The organism is Sphingopyxis sp. GW247-27LB (assembly GCF_002277025.1).
In the GTDB taxonomy this organism is placed as follows: Bacteria; Pseudomonadota; Alphaproteobacteria; order Sphingomonadales; family Sphingomonadaceae; genus Sphingopyxis.
This window is the reverse complement of the sequence record NZ_NIWD01000008.1, coordinates 98,570-119,307: the sequence shown is the minus strand read 5'-3', so window position 1 is coordinate 119,307 and position 20,738 is coordinate 98,570. Positions and strand designations below refer to the sequence as shown.

Genomic DNA, 20,738 nt, shown 5'->3' with positions numbered 1-20,738 from the left:
GGTCGAGCCATGACCAAGGATAAAACCGAAAGCCCGAAGAAGGGCGGCAAGATGAAGAAGCTGCTGCTGCTCACCGTCGGCGCCGCGGTGCTGATCGGCGCCGGTGCCGGCGCCGGCATCTATATGGGCGGCGGGCTCGCCGCCGAGGCCTCGAAACCCGAGGATCATTATCCCAAGCTCGTCCTGCGCAGCGAGAGCGGCGAGACCGCGTCCGCGGGCGAGGGCGACAAGGAAGAGGCGCCGCCGAAGGTCGGGACCGTGTCGGTGCCCAACGACCGCTTCAAGGTCGACCCGCGCAAATATGAGATCACCTATATTCCGATCGATCAGGCCTTCACCACCAACCTCGCCGATGGATCGGGCTTTCTCCAGATCGGAATCAGCCTGTCGACCTTCTACGACGGCAAGCTGGTCGCCAACGTCAAGCGCCAGATGGTCCCGATCCGCTCGGCGGTGCTGATGGTGCTCGCCGAACAGGACCCCGCGATGCTGTCGACCTCGCAGGGCAAGCAAATGCTCCAGCGGCGACTGAGCGGTGCGATCAACGGCGTGCTGCGCGAGAAGGAAGGCTTTGGCGGCATCGACAATGTCTATTTCACCAGCCTGGTGATCCAGTGACCGCGCGCGCCAGGACCCCCGCCGTCGACGCCAAGGCGTCGCTGCTGCTGCGCAAGGCCGACGACGATTATGCCTTTCCGGCGCTCGACGGCATCGCGAACCGATTCGCGCGCTCGCTGCGCGACCTCGTCCGCGCGCTCGGCGCGCCGACGGTGCAGGTCGAGCGCGGGTCCGCCGAGCAAGTGCGCTTCGGCGACTGGTGCGCCGCCGCCGCGCCCGCGATCTTCTGGCGCTATCACGCGCCGCCGCTCAAGGGTCCGCTGATCCTCGCCGCCGACCGGCCGCTGATTCTCCAGCTCGTCGACGTCTTCTATGGCGGCAAGGGCCAGCTCGCGGGCACGCGCGAGGAGCTGACCGACGCCGAGGAGCGCTTCGCCGCGCGGCTCGGCCGCGACGTCGGCGAACAGCTCGCCGCGGCCTGGAGCGAGGTGATGGGGATCGCGCCGCAGCTCGACTGCGTCACGTGCGATCCCGCGAAACTCCAGGCGGTTCGCGCCGAGGACGAGCTCTATGTCCAGCGCTTCACGCTGCGCGGCGCGCCCTTCGAGGAGCGGACGATCGTCTGCGCCTATCCGCTCGCGGCACTGCGCGGAATCAGCGGCGCCGAACCGATGCCCGCGCCCGCTGACGAGCCGGTCGGCGACCCCGTATGGACCGCCGCGCTGTCGCGCGCGCTCAAGGACGTGCGCCTGCCGGTGCGCTCGGTGCTCGCCCGCCCCGAGGTCGCGCTCACGAAACTTCTGTCTCTGGAGGTCGGCGATATCATTCCGTTAACCATACCGCGTCATGTCCCGATAACCGTCTCCGGCCGCAATTTCGCGTCCGGGAGCATCGGCGAAGCCAATGGAAACGCGGCCATCTTGATTGATCGCATCGAAAAAGGACCGGATCATGAGTGACATCAGCGAAGCCCCCAAGGCCGCGCGCGACCGCCGCGACGCCAAGAGCATCGCCGCCGCGCCCAATTTCGACCTGCTCGCGGGCGTCTCGCTGCGCGTTTCGGTCGAGGTCGGGTCGACTTCGATGGCGCTCGCCGACCTTTTGACGCTGGGCGAAGGCAGCGTGGTCGAACTCGACCGCGCCGCGACCGACCTGCTCGACATCTACGCCAACGGCACGCTGATCGCGAAGGGCGAGATCGTCAGCGTCGACGGCCGCTATGGCATCCAGGTCGCCGAAGTCGTCGCGCCCGACCGCGCGCTCGCCGGCTTCGAGCGGAGGGCCTGATGCTCGAATATATTCTGCGCCTCCTCATTCTGCTGCCGATCGTCGGCGGCATGGCGTGGGGCAGCCTGTGGCTGTGGAAGCGCGTGCAGATGGGTGTGCCGCTCGGCCCGCAGAAACAGGGCCGCCCGGTCGAGATGATCGGCGTGCTCCCGCTCGGCCCAGGCACCAAGCTCGCGGTCGTCGAGTTCGCGGGGCAGCAGATTTTGCTGTCGGTCTCGCGGAACGGCGTGACCCGCCTCGCCGACAACCGCGAGGGCGATTTTCATGTCGATTGAGGCAAAGGGCGCGAACCCCAAATTACTCCGCATCCCCGAGCGAAGCCGAGGGGCACTGCCGAGCGAAGTCGAGGCCGCTACGCCGCCGGTTCTCGCTTCGCTCGAACAAGCCCCTCGTCTTCGCTCGGGGAATCGGGCTTTGTTGTTGCGATGCGCCGCCGCGCTCGCCGGCGGCCTCGCGCTGCTCGCGTTGGCGCCCGCCGTCCATGCGCAGACCGCCGACGGCCTGTCGCGCGCGGTGAGCGAGATCGGCGGCAACGGCCGCCCGCTGTCGCTGTCGCTCCAGATTCTCGTCCTGATGAGCCTGCTGACGGTGCTGCCGTCGCTGCTCCTGATGATGACCAGCTTCACGCGCATCATCATCGTGCTGTCGATCCTGCGCCACGCGCTCGGGCTGCAGCAGACGCCGCCGAACCAGGTGCTCGTGGGGCTCAGCCTCTTCCTGTCGCTGTTCGTGATGCAGCCGGTCATCAGCGAGGTGAACCGCGTCGCGATCGAACCTTATGGCCAGGAACAAATCGATATCGGAGAAGCGATGGTGCGCTCGGGCGATGCGCTACACGGCTTCATGATGGGACAGACGCGCAAGACCGACCTGATGATGTTCGCGAAGATCGCGAAGGCGCCGGCCTATGCGAGCCCGAAGGACGTCCCCTTCTCAATCCTGCTGCCCGCCTTCGTCACCAGCGAGCTCAAGACCGCCTTCCAGATCGGCTTCCTGATCTTCCTGCCCTTCCTCGTCATCGACCTGATCGTCGCGTCGGCGCTGATGTCGCTCGGCATGATGATGCTGTCGCCGACGGTGATCTCGATGCCCTTCAAGCTCCTCCTCTTCGTCCTCGTCGACGGCTGGGCGCTGACGATGGGCTCGCTCGCCTCCTCCTTCGGGACATAGCGTCGTGGAGGCCGATTATTTCATCGGGGTGGCACAGCAGTCGCTGTGGATACTCGCGCTCGCCTCGGCACCGATCCTGATCCCGGTGCTCGTCGTCGGCGTGCTGCTCGGCATGGTGCAGGCGGCGACCTCGATCAACGAACAGACGTTGAGCTTCGTGCCCAAGCTGATCGTCACCGCGATCTGCCTCGCGATCTTCGGCGGCAGCATCCTCGTGCTGCTCACCGATTTCACCCGCGACCTGTTCGCGCAGATTCCGGCGCTGGTGCGCTGACCATCCGCGCATGAACCCCGCCGACATCCCCAATGTGGAGGCGATGCTCCAGCTCTGGATGCTGGGGATGATCCGCCCGGGCGCCGCCTTTCTCGCCGCGCCGGTGTTCGGCGCGACCAATGTGCCGGTGCAGCTCCGCCTCGTCATCGCGCTCGCGGTCGGCGTGCCCGCGGTGGCCGCGTCGGGCATGGCGCTGCCGGCGGACGGGCTGGTGTCGTGGCCGGGCTTCATCCTGATCATCGGCGAAGTGGTCGTCGGGCTCGCGATTGGTTTCGTGCTCCAGATGGGGCTCGCCGCCGCGCTGCTCGCGGGCGAAGCGATCAGCAACGCGATGGGGCTCGGCTTCGCGTCGATGATCGACCCGCTCAGCGGCACCGCAAGCTCGGCGATCGGCCAGTTCCTCTCGATGCTCGCGACCGCGCTTTTCCTCGCCGCCGACGGACACCTCGTCCTCATCGACATCATCGTCGACAGCTATAGCGCGCTGCCCCCCGGAAACGCCTTTCCGTCGTTCGGCGCGATCGGCGGCATCCTCCGCTTCGGCAGCCTGATGTTCGCCGCCGGGCTGACGATCGCGCTGCCGGTCGGCTTCGTCCTCATCCTCGTCCAGATGATCATGGGCGTCATCGGGCGGTCGGCGCCGGCGATGAACCTGTTCGCGGTCGGGCTGCCCGCCACCTTGCTCGCCGGCGTCGTGCTGCTCGGCATGGCGACCCCGGTGATGGCCGAGACGCTCGCGCGCTTCCTCTCCGACGCGCTCGACATGGCGCGGCTGGTCGCGGCGGGCTGATCCGATGGCAGGCACCACCGAGAAGGACCAGAAGACCGAACAGCCGACGCCCAAGAAGCGCGCCGATGCTGCGCGCGAGGGTGACGTGCTGATGTCGCGCGAACTCGCGACCGCGCTGATGATGCTCGCAGGCGCGGGCTGGCTGTTCGCGGCGGGCGGCTGGCTCGTCCAGTCGGCGGGCGACCTCCTCCGGCGCGGACTGACGCTGGGCGCCGACGACGTCGCGCATTTCGCGCCCGGCGAAGCCCTGCTGCGGAACGGCGCCGAGGTCCTGCTGCCGCTCGCCAGCCTCTTCGCGCTCGCGATCCTCGCCAGCCTCGCCGGACCCGCGATGCTCGGCTCGCTCGGCTGGCGCGGCAAGGCGCTCGCCTTCAAGGGCAACCGCATCAACCCGATGAGCGGGATCAAGCGCATCTTCGGGACGCAGGGGCTGATCGAGCTCGTCAAGTCGATCGCCAAGGTGCTGCTGCTCGGCACCATCGGCTATTGGCTCGTCGCGCGGAGCCTGCCCGCGGTGATGACGATGGCTTCCGCCGACCTCAATGCCGCGATCGGGCTCGCGGGCCGCGCGATCGGCCATGCGATGCTCGCGCTGGCGAGCGGGCTGGTGATCATCGCGCTGATCGACGTGCCCGCGCAATGGTTCCAGCGCAACAAGCGCTTGATGATGAGCAAGCAGGAAGTGAAGGAGGAGATGCGCCAGTCCGACGGCGCCCCCGAACTCAAGCAGGCGCAGCGCCAGCGCGCGCACGACATCCTGAGCGGATCGGCGCGCAAGGCGGTGTCCGAGGCGACGGTGATCCTGACCAACCCGACCCATTTCTCGGTTGCGCTGCGCTATCGCCCCGGCGTCGACGCGGCGCCGGTCGTCGTCGCGCGCGGCCGCGGGGACGTCGCGCTCGCGATCCGCGAGCTCGCGCGCAGCGCCGAGGTGCCGCTGCTCGAATATCCGCAGCTCACTCGCGCCATCTATTTCACCGCGCGCGCCGGACGGATGATTCCCGAGGAATTGTTCGTCGCCGTCGCGACCGTGCTCGCCTTCGTCTTCCAGCTCGAACGCGCCGCGGCCGAAGGGCGCGCGCAACCCGTCGTCGACGTGCCCGCATCGCACCGCTTCGACCCCGACGGCCGCCGCCAGGATCGGGCTTAATCCCGCCCGCGCGCCGCCGTTAAGGGATCGAAGGATATCGCGATGACCACCAACATCATCAACAATCTCGGCATGGGATCGGGAATCAACATCCCGCAGCTCGTCAGCGACCTCGCCAACGCCTCGCGCGAGCCGAAGGTCGAGCGGCTGACCCAGCTGACGCAGCAGAACCAGGCGCGGATCAGCGCGGTCGGCCAGGCCAAGGCCGACCTCGACGGCTTCGCCGATTCGCTCGGCCAGATGGTCAGCGACGGCACCCTGCGCAGCACGCCCACCGTGTCCGACGACAGCGTCTTGTCGGCGACCGCGCGCGCCGGCCTCCACGCCGACAGCTTCTCGGCAACGATCGAGGTGACGCAGCTCGCGCGCGCGCAGACCGCCTATTCTGGCGTGATCAGCGATCGCACGGCCGCCATCGGGCAAGGCGCGATGACGCTGAGCATCGGCGGCACCGACCATGCGATCACCATCGATGCCGCAAACGACAGCCTCGACGGGCTGGCGGCCGCGATCAACGCGAGCGACGCAGGCGTCACGGCCTCGATCATCGCCGACGAAGGCGGCTACCGCCTGATCGTCAAGGGCGCGACGGGCGAGTCGAACGCCTTCACCCTGACCGCCGACGCGGGCGCCGCCCCCGGGCTCGCCGCTTTCGGCTACGGCGCGGGCGGCGGCATGACGCTCGGCCAGTCGGCCAGCGACGCGCAGTTCACGATCGACGGCGTCGCCTTCAGCCGCGCGACCAACATCGTCGACGACGTCGTCCCCGGCATGTCGCTGACGCTGAAGAAGGCTGCGCCCGGCCAGCCGGTCGACATCGGCGCGAGCCGGCCGCTCGACATGATCAAGCAGACCGTCGGCGATTTCGTGGCGGTCTACAACCAGGTCAAGCAGAGCCTGGCGACGGCGGCCAACATGTCGGGCAGCACGCGCTCGCTTCGCCAGCTCGAAAGCCAGCTCGCCGACCTCGTCGGCAAGGTGCTGACCAGCGACCCCGCGATCAGCAAGCTGACCGACATCGGCATCTCGACCACCAAGGACGGCTTGCTGTCGCTCGACAGCGCCAAGCTCGACAAGGCGCTCGCCGCCGACGCGGGCGCGGTCGAGGCGCTGTTCAATCCGCGGCGCGACGCGACGCACACCGAGACGACCGATCCGGGCATCGCCGCCGCGCTCGACGCGATCCGCGACGCCGCGGTCGCGACCGACGGCGTGCTCGACCGCGTGTCGAAATCGCTGAGCGCGAAGAGCGAAACGCTCGCCGATCAGCTCGACAAGGTCGAGGAACGCGAAGACGCCTACCGCGCGCGGCTCGAGAAGCAATATGGGTCGCTCGACGCCCGCCTCGCCGCGTTCAAGGCGACGCAATCCTATCTCGAGCAGCAGATCGAGATCTGGAACAACCAGAAGAATTAAGAGCGTCCACCCGTGCCACCGACCGCCTCGACCGTCCGCGCGACCGGCCTCTATCGCCGGCTGCAGCACGAAAGCCGCGCCGCCGCCGCCGATCCGGTCGAGCTGGTCCAGATGCTCTACGACGAGCTGGAGATCGCGGTCGGCGTCCTCGGCGCGATGGTGCGGCAGGGGCAGCGCGTGTCGGCGACCGAGCCCGCGCACCGCGCGCGCGCGATCCTGATCGGCCTCGACGCCGGGCTCGACCGCGAGGCGGGCGCCGAGGTCGCCGAGGCGCTGTCGCGCGTCTATCGGAGCATGCGGCGCAAGCTCGACGACGCGGTCGCGGCGAACAGCGCCGAGGGGTTCGCCGAGTTGCTCGACGGGGTTCTGACGATCAGTTCGGCGTGGCGGCAGCTGCGCTGATCCCTCGTTCCGTTCGCATCCTTATGGCGTCATTGCGACCCCGGCGAAAGCCGGGGGAAGCAATCTCCAGCTATCGCCCCGTCTTGTCGATGGCTGGAGATTGCTTCGTCGCTCCGCTCCTCGCAATGACAAATAAGAGGACTACCGAGGGTGCGGGTATAATCGCCGAACGGGAATAAGGCCTGCGCCATCCAAAACGCGTTGCACCCGGCCGCCCTAGGTGGGGACGGGCGACCGGGTGACTGCGAAGGGGTGGACCAGTACCCCTTTTTCAGCAGGGCTGAACGTGGCGCGGCCGGTCAGGCCGCCTGTTGGTGGACGCCATATTTGCGCATCTTCTCGATCAGCGTCGTGCGCTTGAGCGTCAGCAGGCGCGCGGCCTCCGAGATGATGCCGTCGGCAAGGTCGAGCGCGACGTGGATCTGTTCGAGCTCGATCGTCTCGATCTCGCGCTTGAGGTCGATCGGACGGCCCGGCGCCGGCGTCTTCGGCGCGGCGTGCAGGAGGACGTCCTCGGTGCCGGCCGTCGTCGTCGGGGCGGCCGGACGCGGCGCGGTGGGATTGAGGAGCAGCGCGACATCGTCGGCACCGAGCGTCTCGCCACCGTGGAGCACGCTCGCGCGCTCGACGAAGTTGCGAAGTTCGCGGACGTTGCCCGGCCAGTCGTGCCGCAGCAGCAGCGCCAGCGCCGCCTCGTCGAAACGGCATTTGGCGTCGGCGGGCATCCGGCTCTGGAAGTGGCGGATCAGCGCGGGAATATCCTCGACGCGGTCGGCGAGGCTGGGGACCTGCAGCACGACCACGCCGAGCCGGAAGAACAGGTCTTCGCGGAATTTGCCGTCGGCGATCGCGGCGCCCAGATCCTGGTGCGTCGCCGAAATGACGCGGACATCGACGCGGCGCGCCTCGCTGCTGCCGACGCGGACGATCGTCCGGTCCTCGAGCACGCGGAGCAGCTTGACCTGCATGTCGAAGCGCATGTCGCCGATTTCGTCGAGGAAGAGCGTGCCGCCCTCGCTCGCTTCGAAATGGCCGATGCGGCGCGCGGTGGCGCCGGTAAAGGAGCCCTTTTCATGGCCGAAGAGTTCGGATTCGATGAGGTCGGCGGGGATCGCGCCGCAGTTGATCGCCGAGAAGGCGTGGCCGGCGCGGATGCCTTCGTCGTGGATGGCGCGGGCGACGAGTTCCTTGCCCGATCCCGAGGGACCACAGAGCATCACCGAGGCGTTCGACCGCGCCACGCGGCGGATCATCTCGCGCAACTGGCGGATCGCCGGGCTGTTGCCGATGATCGCCGTTTCGAGCGCAGCCTGGCCGCTGTCGTTCTGCCCCACCTTGGTCATGTTCATCTCCACCGCGCCCCTTTCGGCGGCGCCCCCTTCGATGGAGCGATGAATTGAGGAAAATGGTAAACAACATCTTTACCGAAATGCACCAACCCGTTCAAAACAAATGGTTATTACCATAATGGTAGTAATTACCTCGGAAGTTCGTCGTTAAGATTTCAAGATGGTGCCAAAGTGGCGCTAATCCTCGGCGGCGACACCCCAGCCGAGGGTGATCGAGATGCGGCGGTTGCGCGGATCGAATCGGTTCGACGGCACATAGGGTTCGCGATCGGCGACCCCCTCGATGCGCGAAAAGCGGTTCGAGGCGATGCCGCGATACTCGAGATACTGGCGCGTCACCTCGGCGCGCTCGACCGAGAGGCGCCAGTTGTTGGTGCCCGACTTCGCCGACCAGGGCGCGGCGTCGGTGTGGCCGCGGATCATCAGCTGGTTCGGTATCCCCGCCACCAGCTCGGCGATCTGAGCGAAGAGGCGCGAGGCGTCGGGGGTGAGCTGGTTGGTGCCGAGCACGAACATCGAGAAGTCGGCGTCGTCGACGATGTCGATGCGCAGCCCCTCGCGCGTTTCGGTGAAGCGGATGTTCCGCGCCAGCCGGCGCAGCTCGGCCTTCGCCTGCACTTCGCGCATCAACGCCTTGGCGAGCTGCTGGAACTTGGCGCGCTCGCTCTGGCGCCCCATCGCCTCGCGCGGGCCGCCGGTCGCGTCGCGCGGGATCGTCATCGCCTTGGTGCCCGTCTGGCCCGCCTCGTGCGGATATTTGTCGACATCGACGAGCGAGTCGCCGCCGAACAGGCCGGTCGAGCCCGCGGTGTCCTGCTTCGCCTGGACGATCGTCGGCGCGAAATAGTCGGCGAGCGCTTTGCGCTGCTTTTCGGTCGTCGCGCCGAGCAGCCACATCAGGAGGAAAAAGGCCATCATCGCGGTGACGAAGTCGGCATAGGCGACCTTCCACGCCCCGCCATGATGCGCGGCGTGGCCGGTCTCCACCACCTTCTTGACGATGATCGGGCGCAGCGGGGTATTGGGACGCGCCGCCATCAGCGGCCCCGCATTCCGTCGAAGACCTCGGCGAAGCTCGGCTGGTTGCTATGGTCGACCCCCGAGCGCGCCGCCTCGATCACCAGTGGCTGCGGATGGCCGTGGAGCGAGGCGATGATCAGCTGCTTCACCGTATGATAGATGGCGGCGTCGCTTTCGATCACCGCGCGCGCGCGCGCCGCGAACGGGCCGACGAGGCCATAGGCGAGCAGCACGCCCAGAAAGGTGCCGACGAGCGCCGATCCGATCATCGCGCCCAATATCTCGGGCGGCTTGTCGATCGAGCCCATCGTCTTGACGACCCCGAGCACCGCCGCGACGATGCCGAGCGCGGGGAGCGCGTCGGCGAGGCTCTGGAGGCCGTCGGCAGGCTTGATCGCATGATGGTGGTGATTCTTCACCGCATTGTCCATCACCTCCTCGACCGCGTGCGGGTCGAGCGTGCCCGACGAGACGACGACGAGGCGCAGCGTGTCGCAGATCAGATGGACGAGCGTCTGGTCCTTCAGGAGCTTCGGATATTGCTGGAAGATCGGCGAGTTCGCCGGATCCTCGATATGCGGCTCGACCGCGACGGGTCCCTCGGTGCGCATCATCTTCATCAGCGTCGAGACGAGCAGGATGCAGTCGAGATAATCGGCCTTCTTGTATGTCGGCCCCTTGAACACCTTGCCGAGTCCGCCGCCGAGCGCTTTCAGCTCGCGGCCCGAATTGCCGATGATCAGCGAACCGACCGCGGCGCCGCCGATGATCAGCATCTCGTGCGGCAGCGCGTGGAGCACGGGTTCGAGATTGCCCCCGGTCAGCGCGAAGCCCCCGAAGACCAGCAGGATCAGAACGACGATGCCGACGACGGGAAACATGCGGGCTTCACTCCAATCGGGGTCCGGACCCCGGAAAAACAGGCGGGCGTTTCGATGATTAACGGCGGCGCGCGCGAAACATTGAGCGCGATCAGCCCAAAATATCGAACAAGGTCTGGCGGTTGATGCGCGCGAAGGACGCCTGCGCCGCCTCGAGCGTCAAGGTGGTGGCGTTGAGCTGGGCGATCGCGACGTGCATGTCGGTGTCTTCGGCCGCCGAGCGTTCGTCGGCGAGCGCGATACCGCGCGCGGCGAGCCCGTCGCCGATACGCTCGAGCCGGCCGGCCGACAGGCCCATCGCCGCGCGCTGGTCGGCGACGTGCGAGATGCTGGCCGCCAGCGTATCGAGCGCGGCGTTGATTCCCGCCGTATCCGCCGCCGCGATCGCCGCGGCGGCGTCGCGCAGTCCGGTCGAGAGCGGGTTGCCGCCGACGACGAAAGCGTCCGCCGCCGAGGGCACGGGCGCGAAGCTGACGTCGGCGTCGAAGCGCACGATCTTCGCGGTGCCCGACGCGAACAGCGCCTCGCCGTTCGCGTCGCGGCTCGCGGCGAGCCCGTCGATTTCGTCGGCTATCCCCGCGAGTTCGGCGGCGACGCTCGCGCGGTCCGAAGCGTTCATCGTTCCGTTCGCGGCCGAGAGCGCGAGTTCGCGCGCACGGACGAGCAGATTGCTCACCGATCCCAGCGCGGCGTCGGCCTGCGACACCTGCGCGCTCGCGGTCGCGACATTGGCGGCCCAGGTCGTCGCGCTCGCCTGCGCGGTGCCGATCGTCGCGATACGGCGCGCGGCGACAGGATCGTCCGAGGCACGCTGGAGCCGCTTGCCGGTCGAGACCTGGATCTGAAGCTGATCGATCCGGTCGGCGAGCTGCGTCTGGCGCGCGATTTCGCGCGTCATGCGATTGCCGGTGGCGTTGATCATGGTGCGCTGGCTCCTGAATCGAAAACGTCGCGAAAATGGAATCCGTCATTGCGAGCGAAGCGAAGCAATCCAGAGCGGTGCAGAGCCGCACTGGATTGCCGCGGGCCTGCGGCCCTCGCAATGACGAGAGAAGAAAGTTCGAGCATGCGCTAGACCGCGTTCAGCAGGGTCTGCATGGTTTCGCGCGCGACCTGGATCGTCCGCGCGGCGGCCGAATAGGCCTGCTGGAAGCGCAAGAGATCGCCCGCCTCGCGGTCGAGGTCGATCTCGCTGACCGCCGAGCGCGCGGCGCTCGCCGCATCGGCGCGCGTCGTCGCGGCGGCATCCTGCGCGCGCGCCGAGGCGGTCGCCTGCGCCTGCGAGGCGATCATCCCCGACCATTTCGCTTCGGGGTCGTTCGCTCCCCGCATCGCGCCGAGCGCGAGCATATTGCCGTTGCTGCCCGACGCGTCGGCGGCCGCGACCTGATCGGGGCTCAGCGCCGCTGCGGTGAGCGTCGCGGCGGTGGCGCCAGTGAAAAGCGCCGCGCCGGGATTGCCGTTCGCATCGATCCCCGCCTGGTGCGCGGCGTTGAGCTGCCCCGCGAAATCGGCCGCCATCGCATCGAGCGCCGCGCGCTGGTCGGCGACATGGTTCGATGCTTCGACCAGCCCCCCGAGCGATCCCGTGGCGGTGTCGAACGGCGCGCCGCCTTCGATGCTGAACGATAGACGGCCGTCGGCGCCGGTGGTTACCGAAATCGGATGGACCTCGCCGCCGCCGACAAGCACGTCGCCGCTCGCGGTCGCACGCAATGTTGCCGCGCCGCGATCGTCGAAGCTCGCGCTGACCCCGCCCTGCGCCGAAAGCTGGTCGATCAGCCGATCGCGCTCGTCGAGCAAGGTCGCCTCGCCGGTCGAGCCGGGGCGCGCCTTGCGAAGCCCGACGTTGATCGATTCGAGCGCCTTCAGATCGGCGTTGAACTGATCGGCGGCGCCGGTCGCGGCGCCCGCTATGCCGTCCGCCATATCCGAAAGCTGACCCGCCGCGGTGCGAAAGCCCGAGGCGACGTCGTCGGCCGCCTGGAGGAACTGGCTGCGCAGCGTGCGGTTGGCGGGATCGGCGGTGAGCTGGTCGGCGGTGGTGAAGAGGCTGGTCAGCCCCGAGGCGATGCCGTTGGTCTCGTCGCTGAGCGCGCCCTCGACGCGGTCCATCCACGCGAGCCGCGTCGACGCGCGTTCGGCGCCGCCCGACGAGATGCGCGCGTCGTCGATCAGCCACGCGTCGACCGAGCGGCTGATGCCATTGATGTCGACCCCGCCCGGGTTGATGTTGGCGCGGACGAACGGCGTGTCGCCGGCCGACTGCGCGCCGCGCAGTTGCAGCGTGCGCCGCGCATAGCCCGGCGACTGCGCGTTGGCGATATTGTCGCCGATCGTCGCGAGCGCGGCCGAATAGGCGCGCAGCCCGCTGGCGCCGATGCCGAGCAGGTCGCTCATTGCACGCCTCCGCCGGAGCCGGTCCCGCCGCTCGCCGCGACGCGGGCGCGGAACTGCCCCTCGACCATCGAGGCGATGCCGAACTGGCGCATCGACGCGATCGAGTCGGCGGTGCGCGCGTCGGCCATTTCGCGGAAATTGTCGGTCGCGCTCGACCCGAAGATGTCGTCGCCGAGCTTCGCCTGGCGCATCGACGCCATCAGCTGGCGCAGGATCACCGCTTCGAAGGCCTCGGCCGCCTTGCGCAGGCCGTCGCCGCCGCCGCCGGCCAGCGTCGGCGTCGCCGCCGCGGGCACCCGGGCGTTGGCAGCGGGCGTGGAAAGAGACGTCATCATATGATCACCAGTTCGGCTGTGAGCGCGCCCGCCTGGGACAGCGCTTCGAGGATCGCGACAAGGTCGCCCGGCGGCACGCCCATGCGGTTGATCGCATCGACGAGTTCGGCGAGCGAGGCGGTCGGCTTCATCAGAAAGGCCGGACGATACTCCTCGGTCGCGCTGATATCGCTCGACTGTTCGACCGCGGTTTCGCCGCGGCTGAACGGCGCGGGCTGCACGACCATCGGCGATTCCTTGATCGACACGGTGAGCTTGCCCTGGGTGACCGCGGCGGTGCCGACACGAACCGCGCCGTTGATCACGACGGTGCCGGTGCGCGCGTTGACGATGACCTTCGCGGGCGGCTCGGCGCGCACGACGTCGAGATTTTCGACCAGCGAGACGAGCCGCATGCGGTCGTCGCCGCTGCCCCCGGCGCGGATCGAAATGCTCGCGCCGTCGACCATCGTCGCGGCCCCCGGGCCGAGCGCGCCGTTGATCGCGTCGGTGACGCGCTTCGCGTTGGTCGCGTCGAACTGATGGAGGTTGAAGACCAGCCGGTCGCCATAGGCGAAGCCGGTGTCGACCGCGCGCTCGATCGTCGCGCCGTTCGCGATGCGGCCGCTCGACGGCACGTTGACGGTCAGCTTCGACCCGTCGGCGGCGTCGACGCCGAGCCCGCCGATGACGAGATTGCCCTGCGCCATCGCGTAGATCTGTCCGTCGGCGCCATAGAGCGGCGCGAGCACGAGGGTGCCGCCGCGCAGGCTCTTCGCCTTGCCGATCGCCGAGACGGTGATGTCGAGGCGCTGACCGGGCTTCGCGAACGCCGGCAGCTCGGCGGTGATCATCACCGCGGCGGCATTCTTGAGCGCGGGATTGACCCCCGGCGGCAAGGTCAGCCCAAAGCGCGACACCGCGCCCTTCATGCCGAGCGTCGCATAGTCGAGGCTGTCGTCGCCGGTGCCCGCGAGCCCGACGACGATGCCATAGCCGGTGAGCTGGTTCGTGCGCATGCCCTGGAACTGGCCCATGTCCTTGATCCGCGCCGCCGATACGGGCGCGGCGAGGCCGAGGCTGGCGACCAGCAGGGCGAGGAAGGCGAGAAGAAAGGAACGCTGGGTCACGATAGGGATCCTTGAAAGCGTCAGAAGGGGCTGATGACGGAGAAGAATCGCTGCAGCCAGCCCTGGCGGCTGGCGCGGGCGATCTCGCCCTTGCCGACGTAACGGATGTTGGCATCGGCCACGCGCGTCGACGCGACGCGGTTGTCGGGGCCGATGTCGATCGCGCGGATCAGGCCCGAAATCTGGACGCGCTCGTCGCCGCGGTTGAGGGTGAGCAGCTTCTCGCCCTTCACCAGCATCGTGCCGTTCGGATAAACCTCGGCGATCGTCACGCTGATCTCGCCCGCGAGCTGGTTCGACTGCGAGGCTTCGCCCTTGCCCTTGAATTCGTTGCTGCCGCCCATGCCGATGTCGCTCGGGCTGAACAGCGAGAGCGGGCCGGTGCTCGGCGGGGTGAGGCCGAGGCTGCCGCCGCGCTGGGTGCCCGCGGCGTTGCTCTTCGACGCGATGGTGCGCTCGACGAGCTGGATGGTGACGATGTCGCCGACCCGCCCGGCGCGGCCGCCCGAGGTCAGCGCGACATAGCCGCCCTGGAAGATCGCGCCGTTCGCCGGCGGCGGCGCCTGCGGGGCGGGCGCGGTCGCGGCGAAGGCGTCGTCGGGAACCTTGTCCTTCGCGGCGGCGCCGACCGGCGCGGCGGCGAGCGCGAGGATCAGCGCGCTAGAGAGTCTGCGTCGCATTTTTCATCATCTCGTCGGTGGCCTGGATCATCTTCGAATTGACCTCATAGGCGCGCTGGGTCTCGATCATGTCGACGAGTTCCTCGACGACGTTGACGTTCGATCCCTCGAGCATCCCGCCGCGCAAGGACCCGCGCCCCTCTTCGCCCGCGGCGCCGACCTGCGGCGCGCCCGAAGCGGCGGTTTCGACGAGCATATTGTCGCCGATCGCCTGCATCCCGGCGGGGTTGGCGAAGCGCGCGAGTTCGATGCGGCCGAGCTCGACCGCGTCGGACTGGCCGGGCACGGTCGCCGAGACGGTGCCGTCGACGCCGACCGACAGGCCGGTCGCATCCTCGGGAACCTGGATTTGCGGGATCAGCGGCTTGCCGTCGGACGTCACGATCGTGCCGTCAGGCGCACGGTCGAAATTGCCCGCGCGGGTATAGCCGATGCGCCCATCGGGCATCTGCACCTGAAAGAAGCCGGCGCCGTCGATCGCCATGTCGAGCGCGTTGCCGGTGGCCGCGAACGACCCCTGCGTGTCGATGCGCGACGTGCCCGCCAGCTCGACGCCGGTGCCGAGGTTGAGCCCGGTCGCGTAGCGGTTGTCGGCGGCCGAGGTCGCCCCCGGCTGGGTCATCATCTGATACGACAGCGTCTCGAAATTGGCGCGATCGCGCTTGAAGCCCGTGGTGTTCACGTTGGCGAGGTTGTTCGCGATCACCTGCATCCGGAAGCTCTGGGCATCCAGGCCGGTTCGCGCGACGTGCAAGGCACCGAAGCTCATTGATTATCTCCTTAACGGGGCAGCTGCATCAGATTGGCGGTCGCGCTGTCCATGTCGCGCGCGTCGCCGATCAGCTTGAGTTGCGAATCCCAGCTCTTGCTCGCCTCGATCATCTCGACGAGCGCGGTGGTCGCGGTGACGTTCGAGCCTTCGAGCGAACGGGTGACGAGCCGCGCCTCGGGGTCGTCGGGCAGGATGCCGCCGTTGCGCACGCGGAACAGCCCGTCGAGCCCCTTGACGATGTCCGATCCCGCGGTGCTGGCGATGCGCAGCCGATCGACCTGCTGGGGATTCTCGGGGTCGCCGCCCGCGGGCACGACCCAGACGCGCCCCTCTTCGTCGATCTTGATCGCGTCGGCGGCGGGGATGGTGATCGGGCCCTGCGCGCCCTGGACGGGGTGGCCGTCACCGGTGGTGAGGAGGCCCGATGCCGCGACCTGCAGGTCGCCGCGCCTTGTGTAGCCCTCTTCGCCGTTCGGCGCCTGGACGACGAGCATCGCGTCGCCGCGCATCGCGACGTCGAGGTCGCGCCCGGTCGCGGCGATGGTGCCGCTACGCATGTCGGCGCCGATCACTTCCTCCGACGACACCGCGCGCCCGCCGACCCCGCTGCCCTGCAGCCAGATCGTCTGCGCCTCGGCGATTTCGCCGCGGAAGCCGGGCGTGTTGACGTTGGCGAGATTGTTCGCGATCGCCGTCTGCCGGGCCATGCTGCCCCGCATCGCGGTGAGGCTGGTATAGATGACGCGGTCCATGACTTGGCTCCAGGCAGGCGGCGAAACGCCGATCAGTTCATGTTGATGACGGTCTGGGTCAGCTGCGACGCGCCCTCGATCGCCTTGGCATTGGCCTGGAAATTGCGCTGCGCCGCGATCAGCATCACCAGTTCCTCGGTGATGTCGACGTTCGAGCGCTCGATCGCGCCCGAGCGCACCGCGCCCATCGCGCCGCTGCCCGGCGAATCGATGACCGGTTGGCCGCTCTCGCCGGTCGACTGCCAATGCGCGTCGCCGATCGGGCGCAGCCCTTCGGTGGCCGGGAAGGACGCCATCGCCACCTTGCCGAGCGTTTGGCCCGACCCGTCGGCGAAGGTCGCGGTGACCAGACCGTCGGTGCCGACCGAAACATTGACGAGCGCCGCGTCGGGATTGTCGGGCGACGCCTTGGGGATCACCAGGTCGAAGCTGGCGCCGAGCGTGCGGTCGGTGACATTGCCGTCGGCATCGACCGGAAGCAGCTGCAGGGTCGAGCCCGTCGTGTCGACGACGCGGCCGTCCTCGAGCGGAGTGAAGGCGCCGTTGCGCGAATAGGTGACCGCGTTCGAGGGCGGGGCGCCCTTGACGACGAAAAAGCCCTCGCCGACGATCGCCATGTCGAGCGTCTTTTCGCTCGTTTCATACGATCCTTGCGTGAACTGCTGGGTGATGCCGTTGAGGCGCGTGCCCTGTCCCGCGACCGTGCGCGTCGACTGGTTGGGCGACGAGGCGAAGATGTCGCCGAACTGGGCGGTGCTGCGCTTGAAGCCGATCGAGCCGGCGTTGGCGATATTGTTCGAAATGACCGACATTTCGGTCTGGGCGCCCTTGAGGCCCGAAAGCGACGTATAGAATGACATGGGACTTATCCTTCCTGGGTGGATGCGGTGGCCGGCGTCGCCGGGGTGTTGGCGCGGATTTCCTCGAGCAGCGCGGTCTGCGCCTGAAGCTGGTCGGAAATCTGCTGGAGCGTGGTGTTGGTCTCCGAAATGCCGGCGAGGCTGGAGAATTGCGCCATCTGCGCCACCATCTGCTGGTTATCGACCGGGTTGAACGGGTCCTGCTGGCTGAGCTGCGCGGTCATCAGGCGCAGGAAATCGCCCTGCCCCATCTGCTGCACGCTCGCCGTCGTCGGGGCGGTCGAGCCGCCGTTTATCGCATTGATCGCCATGATTATTGCCCCAACCGCAGCGTTTCGTTGATCAGGCCCTTTGCGGTGTCGAGGACCTGGACATTGTTCTGATACTGGCGCGACGTTTCGACCATCTCGACCAGCTCGGCGGCGCTATCGACCGCGGCTTCCCAGACATTGCCGTCGGCGTCGGCGAGCGGATTGTCGGGATCGTGCCTCTTCGACGGCGCCATCTTCGAGGTCACGACCTGGTCGACCGCGACCGTCGCGCGGCCGGCGCCGTCCATCACGGTGCGGAACACCGGCTTCATCGAGCGATAGGCGCCCGCCTCGCTGCCCGCGACGGTGCCGGCGTTGGCGAGGTTCGACGCGGTGGTGTTGAGGCGGACGAGCTGCGCCGACATGGCGCGCCCGCTGATGTCGAAGATCGAGAGATTGGCCATCGTCACTCTCCCTTGAGCGCGCGCGTCAGCGTGCCGATCCGGCCCTGCAGGAAGGCGAGGCTGGAGCGGTAGGCGAGCGCGTTTTCGGCAAAGGCGGTCTGTTCGGTCGCCATTTCGACCGTGTTGCCGTCGAGCGACGACTGGACGGGGACGCGATACTGGATCGCGGCGTCGGTCGAACCGCCATCCTGCGCGAGTTCGAGCGCCTTCGAGAAGTCGAGGTCGCGTGCCTTGTAGTTCGGCGTGGCGGCATTGGCGATGTTCGAGGCGAGCATCATCATCCGCTGGCTGCGCAGCTGGAGCGCCGTCGCGTGCAGGCCGAAGAGCTTTTCGGATGCCATGTCCATTCCTTCCTTTCGCCGCCGTCCCGGCCGGCGGGTCGCCAGCGCGAGACGCGCGGAAAAATTCACGAAGGACATGATGCAATCGCCGTGCCAAATCGGGTTAGTATCCAGTTTTCAGCACTTTGTCCGGAAGCGAGGCGGGGGTTTCACGCGTCACCCCGGCCGCTCGTCAAAAGATTGACGACACCCCCGCATCCCGCGCGCCAACGCGCCCGAAACGCCGCTTGGCACGCATCCTGCACCCCTGCCCGCGACCATTTTGGACCAACAGGAGATGGACCATGACGATCAGGCTAATCGCCGGCCTCGCCGGTTTTGCGCTTTGCGTTCCCGCCGCCCACGCTCAACAGGCGAGCGAGGACTGGCAGGCGATCGACGCGCTCACCGCTACGGTGGCGAGTGCGATGGGCCGCACCGCGGCCCCCATCGACCGCCGCATCAAGCTCCAGCGCTGCCCCGAGCAGGCGTCGATCACCGCGATCGACAGCCAGACGCTCGCGGTGCGCTGCGCCTCGCTCGGCTGGCGCGTGCGCGTGCCGATGACCGGCGGCGCGGGCGCCGCCCCCGGCCTCGTTGCCGCGAGCCCGGCCCGGCCCGCCGCGCCGGTGATCCGCCGCGGCGATAATGTCCGCGTGTCGATCGAGACCGAAAGCTTCGCGATCAACTATAGCGCCGTCGCGTCGGAGGACGGGCGCGTCGGCGACACGATCGCGCTGCGCGGCGACGGCAATCGCAGCAGCCTGAGCGCGGTCGTCACCGGTCCCGGCCGCGCGCGGATCGAGGACTGAGCCGCACCATAGGGCGGCCGTCGGCTTTCCGACGCCGCCTTCTTTCCTTCCCGAAAATTTTCCGTCCTCCCCGCTTAATCCCCTCACCGTCCCGCCGTTAAATCCCTCCATACGGGCCCGTCGCTTTTCTGACGGCGCGAGGATGGAGGCCGAAGATGTCGGGTGACAGCAAGATCGGATCGCAGGTCGGGGGCGTGATGCGCGCCGTGACCGTGCGCAAGATCGGCGCCGGATCGGCGAGCGCCACGCACGCCGCCGCCGCGATGCCGCCCGCCACCGAAGCCGAACCCGCCGCGCGCCTGATCGGCCTGACCCGGACGATCGCCGACCAGGGTCCGCCGGTCGACACGGCGCGCGTCGCAAGCCTGCGCACCGCGATCGCGGCGGGAAGCTATCGCGTCGACGCCGAAGCCACCGCGCGCGCGATGCTCGACTTTCACCGGGGTAGCCCCGCATGCTGATGCAGATGGACGAGATGCAGGCGCGGCTCGACGCGCTCGTTGCCGCGCTCGACGGGCAGGATGCCGGGGCGATCATCGCCGCGTCCGAAGCGCTCGCGACCGCGGTCATCCTGTTCCGCGGCGCCGCGATCCCGCCGGGCAGCGAAGCCCGCGCGCGCGTGCTGATCGGCCATGTGCTGAAGCAGCTCGAAGCCGCCGCGATCCGCGTCAATGTGCTCAAGGACTGGACGCGTCAGCGGATTGACAGGAACCATGCCCTGCGCGGCATGGCACCACGAGGCGCTGCATTAAGCTACTGACAAATATCGCTTAAGAGACACTTTCCCGAAAGTGGCACGATGATTGCTTTTGGTTTCGCGAACCAGCGGAACCAACGACATGACTGCGATCAACCCCTTCGTGCCCCAGGCCCCCGGCGCTGCCCCCGTGATGGCGGCTGTGCAGGACGCGTCGGCGCGCACCGGGATCGATTTCGACTATCTGGTCGACGTCGCGCGCGTCGAAAGCCGCTTCAACCCCAGCGCGCAGGCGCCGACCTCGTCGGCGCGCGGACTGTTCCAGTTCACCCGCCAGACCTGGCTCGCGACGCTGCAGCGCCACGGCGCCGCGCATGGGCTCGGCTGGGCGGCGGGAGCGATCGATCGCGACGCGTCGGGGCGGCTGTCGGTCGCGGACCCGGCGCTGCGCGCGCAGATCCTCGGGCTTCGCGATGACCCCGCCGCGGCGTCGAGCATGGCGGCGGCGTTGACCGCCGACAATCGCGCCGCGCTCGAAGGCCGCTTCGGCCGCGCGATGGAGCCGGTCGATCTCTATCTCGCCCATTTCCTCGGCAGCGGCGGCGCGACGCGCTTCCTTTCCGCGTGGGAGGCGAACCCCGACCAGCCCGGCGCGGCGATGCTGCCCGAAGCGGCGGCGGCGAATCGCCCGATCTTCTATGCCGCCGACGGCAGCATGCGCAGCCTCGGCGAAATCCGCGCGCGCTTCGCCGCCAAGCTTTCCGAAGGCGGCGGCGCGACCGACGCCACCGCCTATCCACCCGCCGCCGAAAGCCGCTGGCACGCCCGGATGGCGAGCGTCTCCGGCGCGAACGGCGGCGGACGTCCGCCGCTCCAGATGATGGAAATCCAGCCGATGCCGAAAACCCTGTCGATGGGCTTTGCCGCCCAGGCCTATCAGCGGCTCGCGTCGCTGGGTGGCGGCGCATGATGCCCGCGCTCGACCTCCG

28 protein-coding genes are annotated in these 20,738 nt (G+C 68.4%); 14 read left to right on the top strand and 14 right to left on the bottom strand.

Annotation, left to right across the window (positions count from 1 at the left end):
• Window positions 1–9: 9 nt before the first annotated feature.
• The 10 genes from fliL (at window position 10) to CD928_RS08185 (ending at window position 7,047) form a co-directional block, all read left to right on the top strand.
• Complete coding sequence (fliL, locus tag CD928_RS08230) at window positions 10–618, top strand: flagellar basal body-associated protein FliL (protein WP_095386622.1); 609 nt, start codon at window positions 10–12, stop codon at window positions 616–618.
• Window positions 615–1,517: a flagellar motor switch protein FliM gene (locus CD928_RS08225; RefSeq protein WP_095386621.1), complete on the top strand. Its 903-nt coding sequence runs from the start codon at window positions 615–617 to the stop codon at window positions 1,515–1,517. Before fliL ends, CD928_RS08225 begins: the two co-directional genes overlap by 4 nt.
• A complete protein-coding gene (gene fliN, locus CD928_RS08220; RefSeq protein ID WP_095386620.1) occupies window positions 1,510–1,845 on the top strand; it encodes a flagellar motor switch protein FliN in 336 nt (111 codons plus the stop codon). Before CD928_RS08225 ends, fliN begins: the two co-directional genes overlap by 8 nt.
• Window positions 1,845–2,120, top strand: a complete 276-nt coding sequence (locus CD928_RS08215; protein WP_095386619.1) for a flagellar biosynthetic protein FliO — start codon at window positions 1,845–1,847, stop codon at window positions 2,118–2,120. Before fliN ends, CD928_RS08215 begins: the two co-directional genes overlap by 1 nt.
• A gap of 181 nt (window positions 2,121–2,301) precedes the next feature.
• Window positions 2,302–3,015: a flagellar type III secretion system pore protein FliP gene (fliP, locus tag CD928_RS08210; protein WP_255247139.1), complete on the top strand. Its 714-nt coding sequence runs from the start codon at window positions 2,302–2,304 to the stop codon at window positions 3,013–3,015.
• 4 nt (window positions 3,016–3,019) lie between these two features.
• On the top strand, window positions 3,020–3,289 hold the full coding sequence (locus CD928_RS08205) for a flagellar biosynthetic protein FliQ (RefSeq protein ID WP_053555509.1): 270 nt from the start codon (window positions 3,020–3,022) through the stop codon (window positions 3,287–3,289).
• Between the two features lie 10 nt (window positions 3,290–3,299).
• A complete protein-coding gene (gene fliR / locus CD928_RS08200; RefSeq protein ID WP_095386618.1) occupies window positions 3,300–4,079 on the top strand; it encodes a flagellar biosynthetic protein FliR in 780 nt (259 codons plus the stop codon).
• Window positions 4,080–4,083: 4 nt separating this feature from the next.
• The gene (gene flhB / locus CD928_RS08195) at window positions 4,084–5,229 is read left to right on the top strand and encodes a flagellar type III secretion system protein FlhB (RefSeq protein WP_095386617.1); all 1,146 of its coding nucleotides are present in this window, start codon (window positions 4,084–4,086) and stop codon (window positions 5,227–5,229) included.
• A 42-nt stretch (window positions 5,230–5,271) separates the two neighbouring features.
• Window positions 5,272–6,645: a flagellar filament capping protein FliD gene (gene fliD, locus CD928_RS08190; RefSeq protein WP_095386616.1), complete on the top strand. Its 1,374-nt coding sequence runs from the start codon at window positions 5,272–5,274 to the stop codon at window positions 6,643–6,645.
• A gap of 12 nt (window positions 6,646–6,657) precedes the next feature.
• Window positions 6,658–7,047, top strand: a complete 390-nt coding sequence (locus CD928_RS08185; protein ID WP_095386615.1) for a flagellar protein FliS — start codon at window positions 6,658–6,660, stop codon at window positions 7,045–7,047.
• 299 nt (window positions 7,048–7,346) lie between these two features.
• Here CD928_RS08185 and CD928_RS08180 read toward each other — a convergent pair whose 3' ends face one another.
• The 14 genes from CD928_RS08180 to flgB form a co-directional block, all read right to left on the bottom strand.
• Entirely contained in the window at window positions 7,347–8,396 is a 1,050-nt protein-coding gene (locus CD928_RS08180) for a sigma-54-dependent Fis family transcriptional regulator (RefSeq protein WP_255247083.1), read from the bottom strand.
• Window positions 8,397–8,573: 177 nt separating this feature from the next.
• Window positions 8,574–9,434, bottom strand: a complete 861-nt coding sequence (locus CD928_RS08175; protein ID WP_095386614.1) for a flagellar motor protein MotB — start codon at window positions 9,432–9,434, stop codon at window positions 8,574–8,576.
• Window positions 9,434–10,297 (bottom strand): flagellar motor stator protein MotA, encoded by an 864-nt coding sequence (motA, locus tag CD928_RS08170; protein ID WP_095386613.1) that lies wholly within the window; start codon window positions 10,295–10,297, stop codon window positions 9,434–9,436. The genes CD928_RS08175 and motA overlap by 1 nt, the downstream gene beginning before the upstream one ends.
• A 91-nt stretch (window positions 10,298–10,388) precedes the next feature.
• A complete protein-coding gene (locus CD928_RS08165) occupies window positions 10,389–11,219 on the bottom strand; it encodes a flagellin (protein ID WP_095386612.1) in 831 nt (276 codons plus the stop codon).
• A 149-nt stretch (window positions 11,220–11,368) separates the two neighbouring features.
• Window positions 11,369–12,697, bottom strand: a complete 1,329-nt coding sequence (gene flgK, locus CD928_RS08160; protein WP_095386611.1) for a flagellar hook-associated protein FlgK — start codon at window positions 12,695–12,697, stop codon at window positions 11,369–11,371.
• Window positions 12,694–13,029: a rod-binding protein gene (locus CD928_RS08155; RefSeq protein ID WP_176473560.1), complete on the bottom strand. Its 336-nt coding sequence runs from the start codon at window positions 13,027–13,029 to the stop codon at window positions 12,694–12,696. Before CD928_RS08155 ends, flgK begins: the two co-directional genes overlap by 4 nt.
• The gene (locus tag CD928_RS08150; RefSeq protein ID WP_255247138.1) at window positions 13,029–14,105 is read right to left on the bottom strand and encodes a flagellar basal body P-ring protein FlgI; all 1,077 of its coding nucleotides are present in this window, start codon (window positions 14,103–14,105) and stop codon (window positions 13,029–13,031) included. The genes CD928_RS08155 and CD928_RS08150 overlap by 1 nt, the downstream gene beginning before the upstream one ends.
• 56 nt (window positions 14,106–14,161) lie before the next feature.
• A complete protein-coding gene (locus CD928_RS08145; protein ID WP_095386609.1) occupies window positions 14,162–14,821 on the bottom strand; it encodes a flagellar basal body L-ring protein FlgH in 660 nt (219 codons plus the stop codon).
• Window positions 14,802–15,590 carry a flagellar basal-body rod protein FlgG gene (flgG, locus tag CD928_RS08140; protein ID WP_095386608.1) on the bottom strand — a complete coding sequence of 263 codons (789 nt, stop codon included), beginning with the start codon at window positions 15,588–15,590 and terminating at the stop codon, window positions 14,802–14,804. Before flgG ends, CD928_RS08145 begins: the two co-directional genes overlap by 20 nt.
• An 11-nt stretch (window positions 15,591–15,601) precedes the next feature.
• On the bottom strand, window positions 15,602–16,345 hold the full coding sequence (locus CD928_RS08135) for a flagellar basal body rod protein FlgF (RefSeq protein WP_095386607.1): 744 nt from the start codon (window positions 16,343–16,345) through the stop codon (window positions 15,602–15,604).
• 32 nt (window positions 16,346–16,377) lie between these two features.
• Window positions 16,378–17,205 carry a flagellar hook-basal body complex protein gene (locus CD928_RS08130; RefSeq protein ID WP_095386606.1) on the bottom strand — a complete coding sequence of 276 codons (828 nt, stop codon included), beginning with the start codon at window positions 17,203–17,205 and terminating at the stop codon, window positions 16,378–16,380.
• 5 nt (window positions 17,206–17,210) lie between these two features.
• Entirely contained in the window at window positions 17,211–17,516 is a 306-nt protein-coding gene (locus CD928_RS08125; RefSeq protein WP_095386605.1) for a flagellar hook assembly protein FlgD, read from the bottom strand.
• Between the two features lie 2 nt (window positions 17,517–17,518).
• A complete protein-coding gene (flgC, locus tag CD928_RS08120; protein WP_095386604.1) occupies window positions 17,519–17,920 on the bottom strand; it encodes a flagellar basal body rod protein FlgC in 402 nt (133 codons plus the stop codon).
• 2 nt (window positions 17,921–17,922) lie between these two features.
• Window positions 17,923–18,261, bottom strand: coding sequence for a flagellar basal body rod protein FlgB (gene flgB, locus CD928_RS08115; RefSeq protein WP_095387330.1), 339 nt, complete (start codon window positions 18,259–18,261; stop codon window positions 17,923–17,925).
• A 284-nt stretch (window positions 18,262–18,545) separates the two neighbouring features.
• On the opposite strand from flgB, the gene CD928_RS08110 reads away from it, so the two are divergent.
• The 4 genes from CD928_RS08110 (at window position 18,546) to CD928_RS08095 (ending at window position 20,719) form a co-directional block, all read left to right on the top strand.
• Window positions 18,546–19,052, top strand: coding sequence for a flagella basal body P-ring formation protein FlgA (locus tag CD928_RS08110; protein WP_095386603.1), 507 nt, complete (start codon window positions 18,546–18,548; stop codon window positions 19,050–19,052).
• A 155-nt stretch (window positions 19,053–19,207) separates the two neighbouring features.
• Window positions 19,208–19,513 carry a flagellar biosynthesis anti-sigma factor FlgM gene (gene flgM / locus CD928_RS08105; protein WP_141237121.1) on the top strand — a complete coding sequence of 102 codons (306 nt, stop codon included), beginning with the start codon at window positions 19,208–19,210 and terminating at the stop codon, window positions 19,511–19,513.
• Window positions 19,507–19,812 (top strand): hypothetical protein, encoded by a 306-nt coding sequence (locus tag CD928_RS08100; protein WP_095386602.1) that lies wholly within the window; start codon window positions 19,507–19,509, stop codon window positions 19,810–19,812. The genes flgM and CD928_RS08100 overlap by 7 nt, the downstream gene beginning before the upstream one ends.
• Window positions 19,813–19,891: 79 nt before the next feature.
• Window positions 19,892–20,719 (top strand): transglycosylase SLT domain-containing protein, encoded by an 828-nt coding sequence (locus CD928_RS08095; RefSeq protein ID WP_095387328.1) that lies wholly within the window; start codon window positions 19,892–19,894, stop codon window positions 20,717–20,719.
• Window positions 20,720–20,738: the final 19 nt, after the last annotated feature.

What these genes read in the sequence shown, in the direction of transcription:
- fliL (WP_095386622.1), top strand. Translation starts at nt 10, where the DNA reads ATGACCAAGGATAAAACCGAAAGCCCGAAGAAGGGCGGCAAGATGAAG.
- fliN (WP_095386620.1), top strand. Translation starts at nt 1,510, where the DNA reads ATGAGTGACATCAGCGAAGCCCCCAAGGCCGCGCGCGACCGCCGCGAC.
- CD928_RS08215 (WP_095386619.1), top strand. Translation starts at nt 1,845, where the DNA reads ATGCTCGAATATATTCTGCGCCTCCTCATTCTGCTGCCGATCGTCGGC.
- fliR (WP_095386618.1), top strand. Translation starts at nt 3,300, where the DNA reads ATGAACCCCGCCGACATCCCCAATGTGGAGGCGATGCTCCAGCTCTGG.
- flhB (WP_095386617.1), top strand. Translation starts at nt 4,084, where the DNA reads ATGGCAGGCACCACCGAGAAGGACCAGAAGACCGAACAGCCGACGCCC.
- fliD (WP_095386616.1), top strand. Translation starts at nt 5,272, where the DNA reads ATGACCACCAACATCATCAACAATCTCGGCATGGGATCGGGAATCAAC.
- CD928_RS08180 (WP_255247083.1), bottom strand. Translation starts at nt 8,396, where the DNA reads ATGAACATGACCAAGGTGGGGCAGAACGACAGCGGCCAGGCTGCGCTC.
- CD928_RS08175 (WP_095386614.1), bottom strand. Translation starts at nt 9,434, where the DNA reads ATGGCGGCGCGTCCCAATACCCCGCTGCGCCCGATCATCGTCAAGAAG.
- motA (WP_095386613.1), bottom strand. Translation starts at nt 10,297, where the DNA reads ATGTTTCCCGTCGTCGGCATCGTCGTTCTGATCCTGCTGGTCTTCGGG.
- CD928_RS08165 (WP_095386612.1), bottom strand. Translation starts at nt 11,219, where the DNA reads ATGATCAACGCCACCGGCAATCGCATGACGCGCGAAATCGCGCGCCAG.
- flgK (WP_095386611.1), bottom strand. Translation starts at nt 12,697, where the DNA reads ATGAGCGACCTGCTCGGCATCGGCGCCAGCGGGCTGCGCGCCTATTCG.
- CD928_RS08155 (WP_176473560.1), bottom strand. Translation starts at nt 13,029, where the DNA reads ATGACGTCTCTTTCCACGCCCGCTGCCAACGCCCGGGTGCCCGCGGCG.
- CD928_RS08145 (WP_095386609.1), bottom strand. Translation starts at nt 14,821, where the DNA reads ATGCGACGCAGACTCTCTAGCGCGCTGATCCTCGCGCTCGCCGCCGCG.
- flgG (WP_095386608.1), bottom strand. Translation starts at nt 15,590, where the DNA reads ATGAGCTTCGGTGCCTTGCACGTCGCGCGAACCGGCCTGGATGCCCAG.
- CD928_RS08135 (WP_095386607.1), bottom strand. Translation starts at nt 16,345, where the DNA reads ATGGACCGCGTCATCTATACCAGCCTCACCGCGATGCGGGGCAGCATG.
- CD928_RS08130 (WP_095386606.1), bottom strand. Translation starts at nt 17,205, where the DNA reads ATGTCATTCTATACGTCGCTTTCGGGCCTCAAGGGCGCCCAGACCGAA.
- CD928_RS08125 (WP_095386605.1), bottom strand. Translation starts at nt 17,516, where the DNA reads ATGGCGATCAATGCGATAAACGGCGGCTCGACCGCCCCGACGACGGCG.
- flgC (WP_095386604.1), bottom strand. Translation starts at nt 17,920, where the DNA reads ATGGCCAATCTCTCGATCTTCGACATCAGCGGGCGCGCCATGTCGGCG.
- flgB (WP_095387330.1), bottom strand. Translation starts at nt 18,261, where the DNA reads ATGGCATCCGAAAAGCTCTTCGGCCTGCACGCGACGGCGCTCCAGCTG.
- CD928_RS08110 (WP_095386603.1), top strand. Translation starts at nt 18,546, where the DNA reads ATGACGATCAGGCTAATCGCCGGCCTCGCCGGTTTTGCGCTTTGCGTT.
- flgM (WP_141237121.1), top strand. Translation starts at nt 19,208, where the DNA reads ATGTCGGGTGACAGCAAGATCGGATCGCAGGTCGGGGGCGTGATGCGC.
- CD928_RS08100 (WP_095386602.1), top strand. Translation starts at nt 19,507, where the DNA reads ATGCTGATGCAGATGGACGAGATGCAGGCGCGGCTCGACGCGCTCGTT.
- CD928_RS08095 (WP_095387328.1), top strand. Translation starts at nt 19,892, where the DNA reads ATGACTGCGATCAACCCCTTCGTGCCCCAGGCCCCCGGCGCTGCCCCC.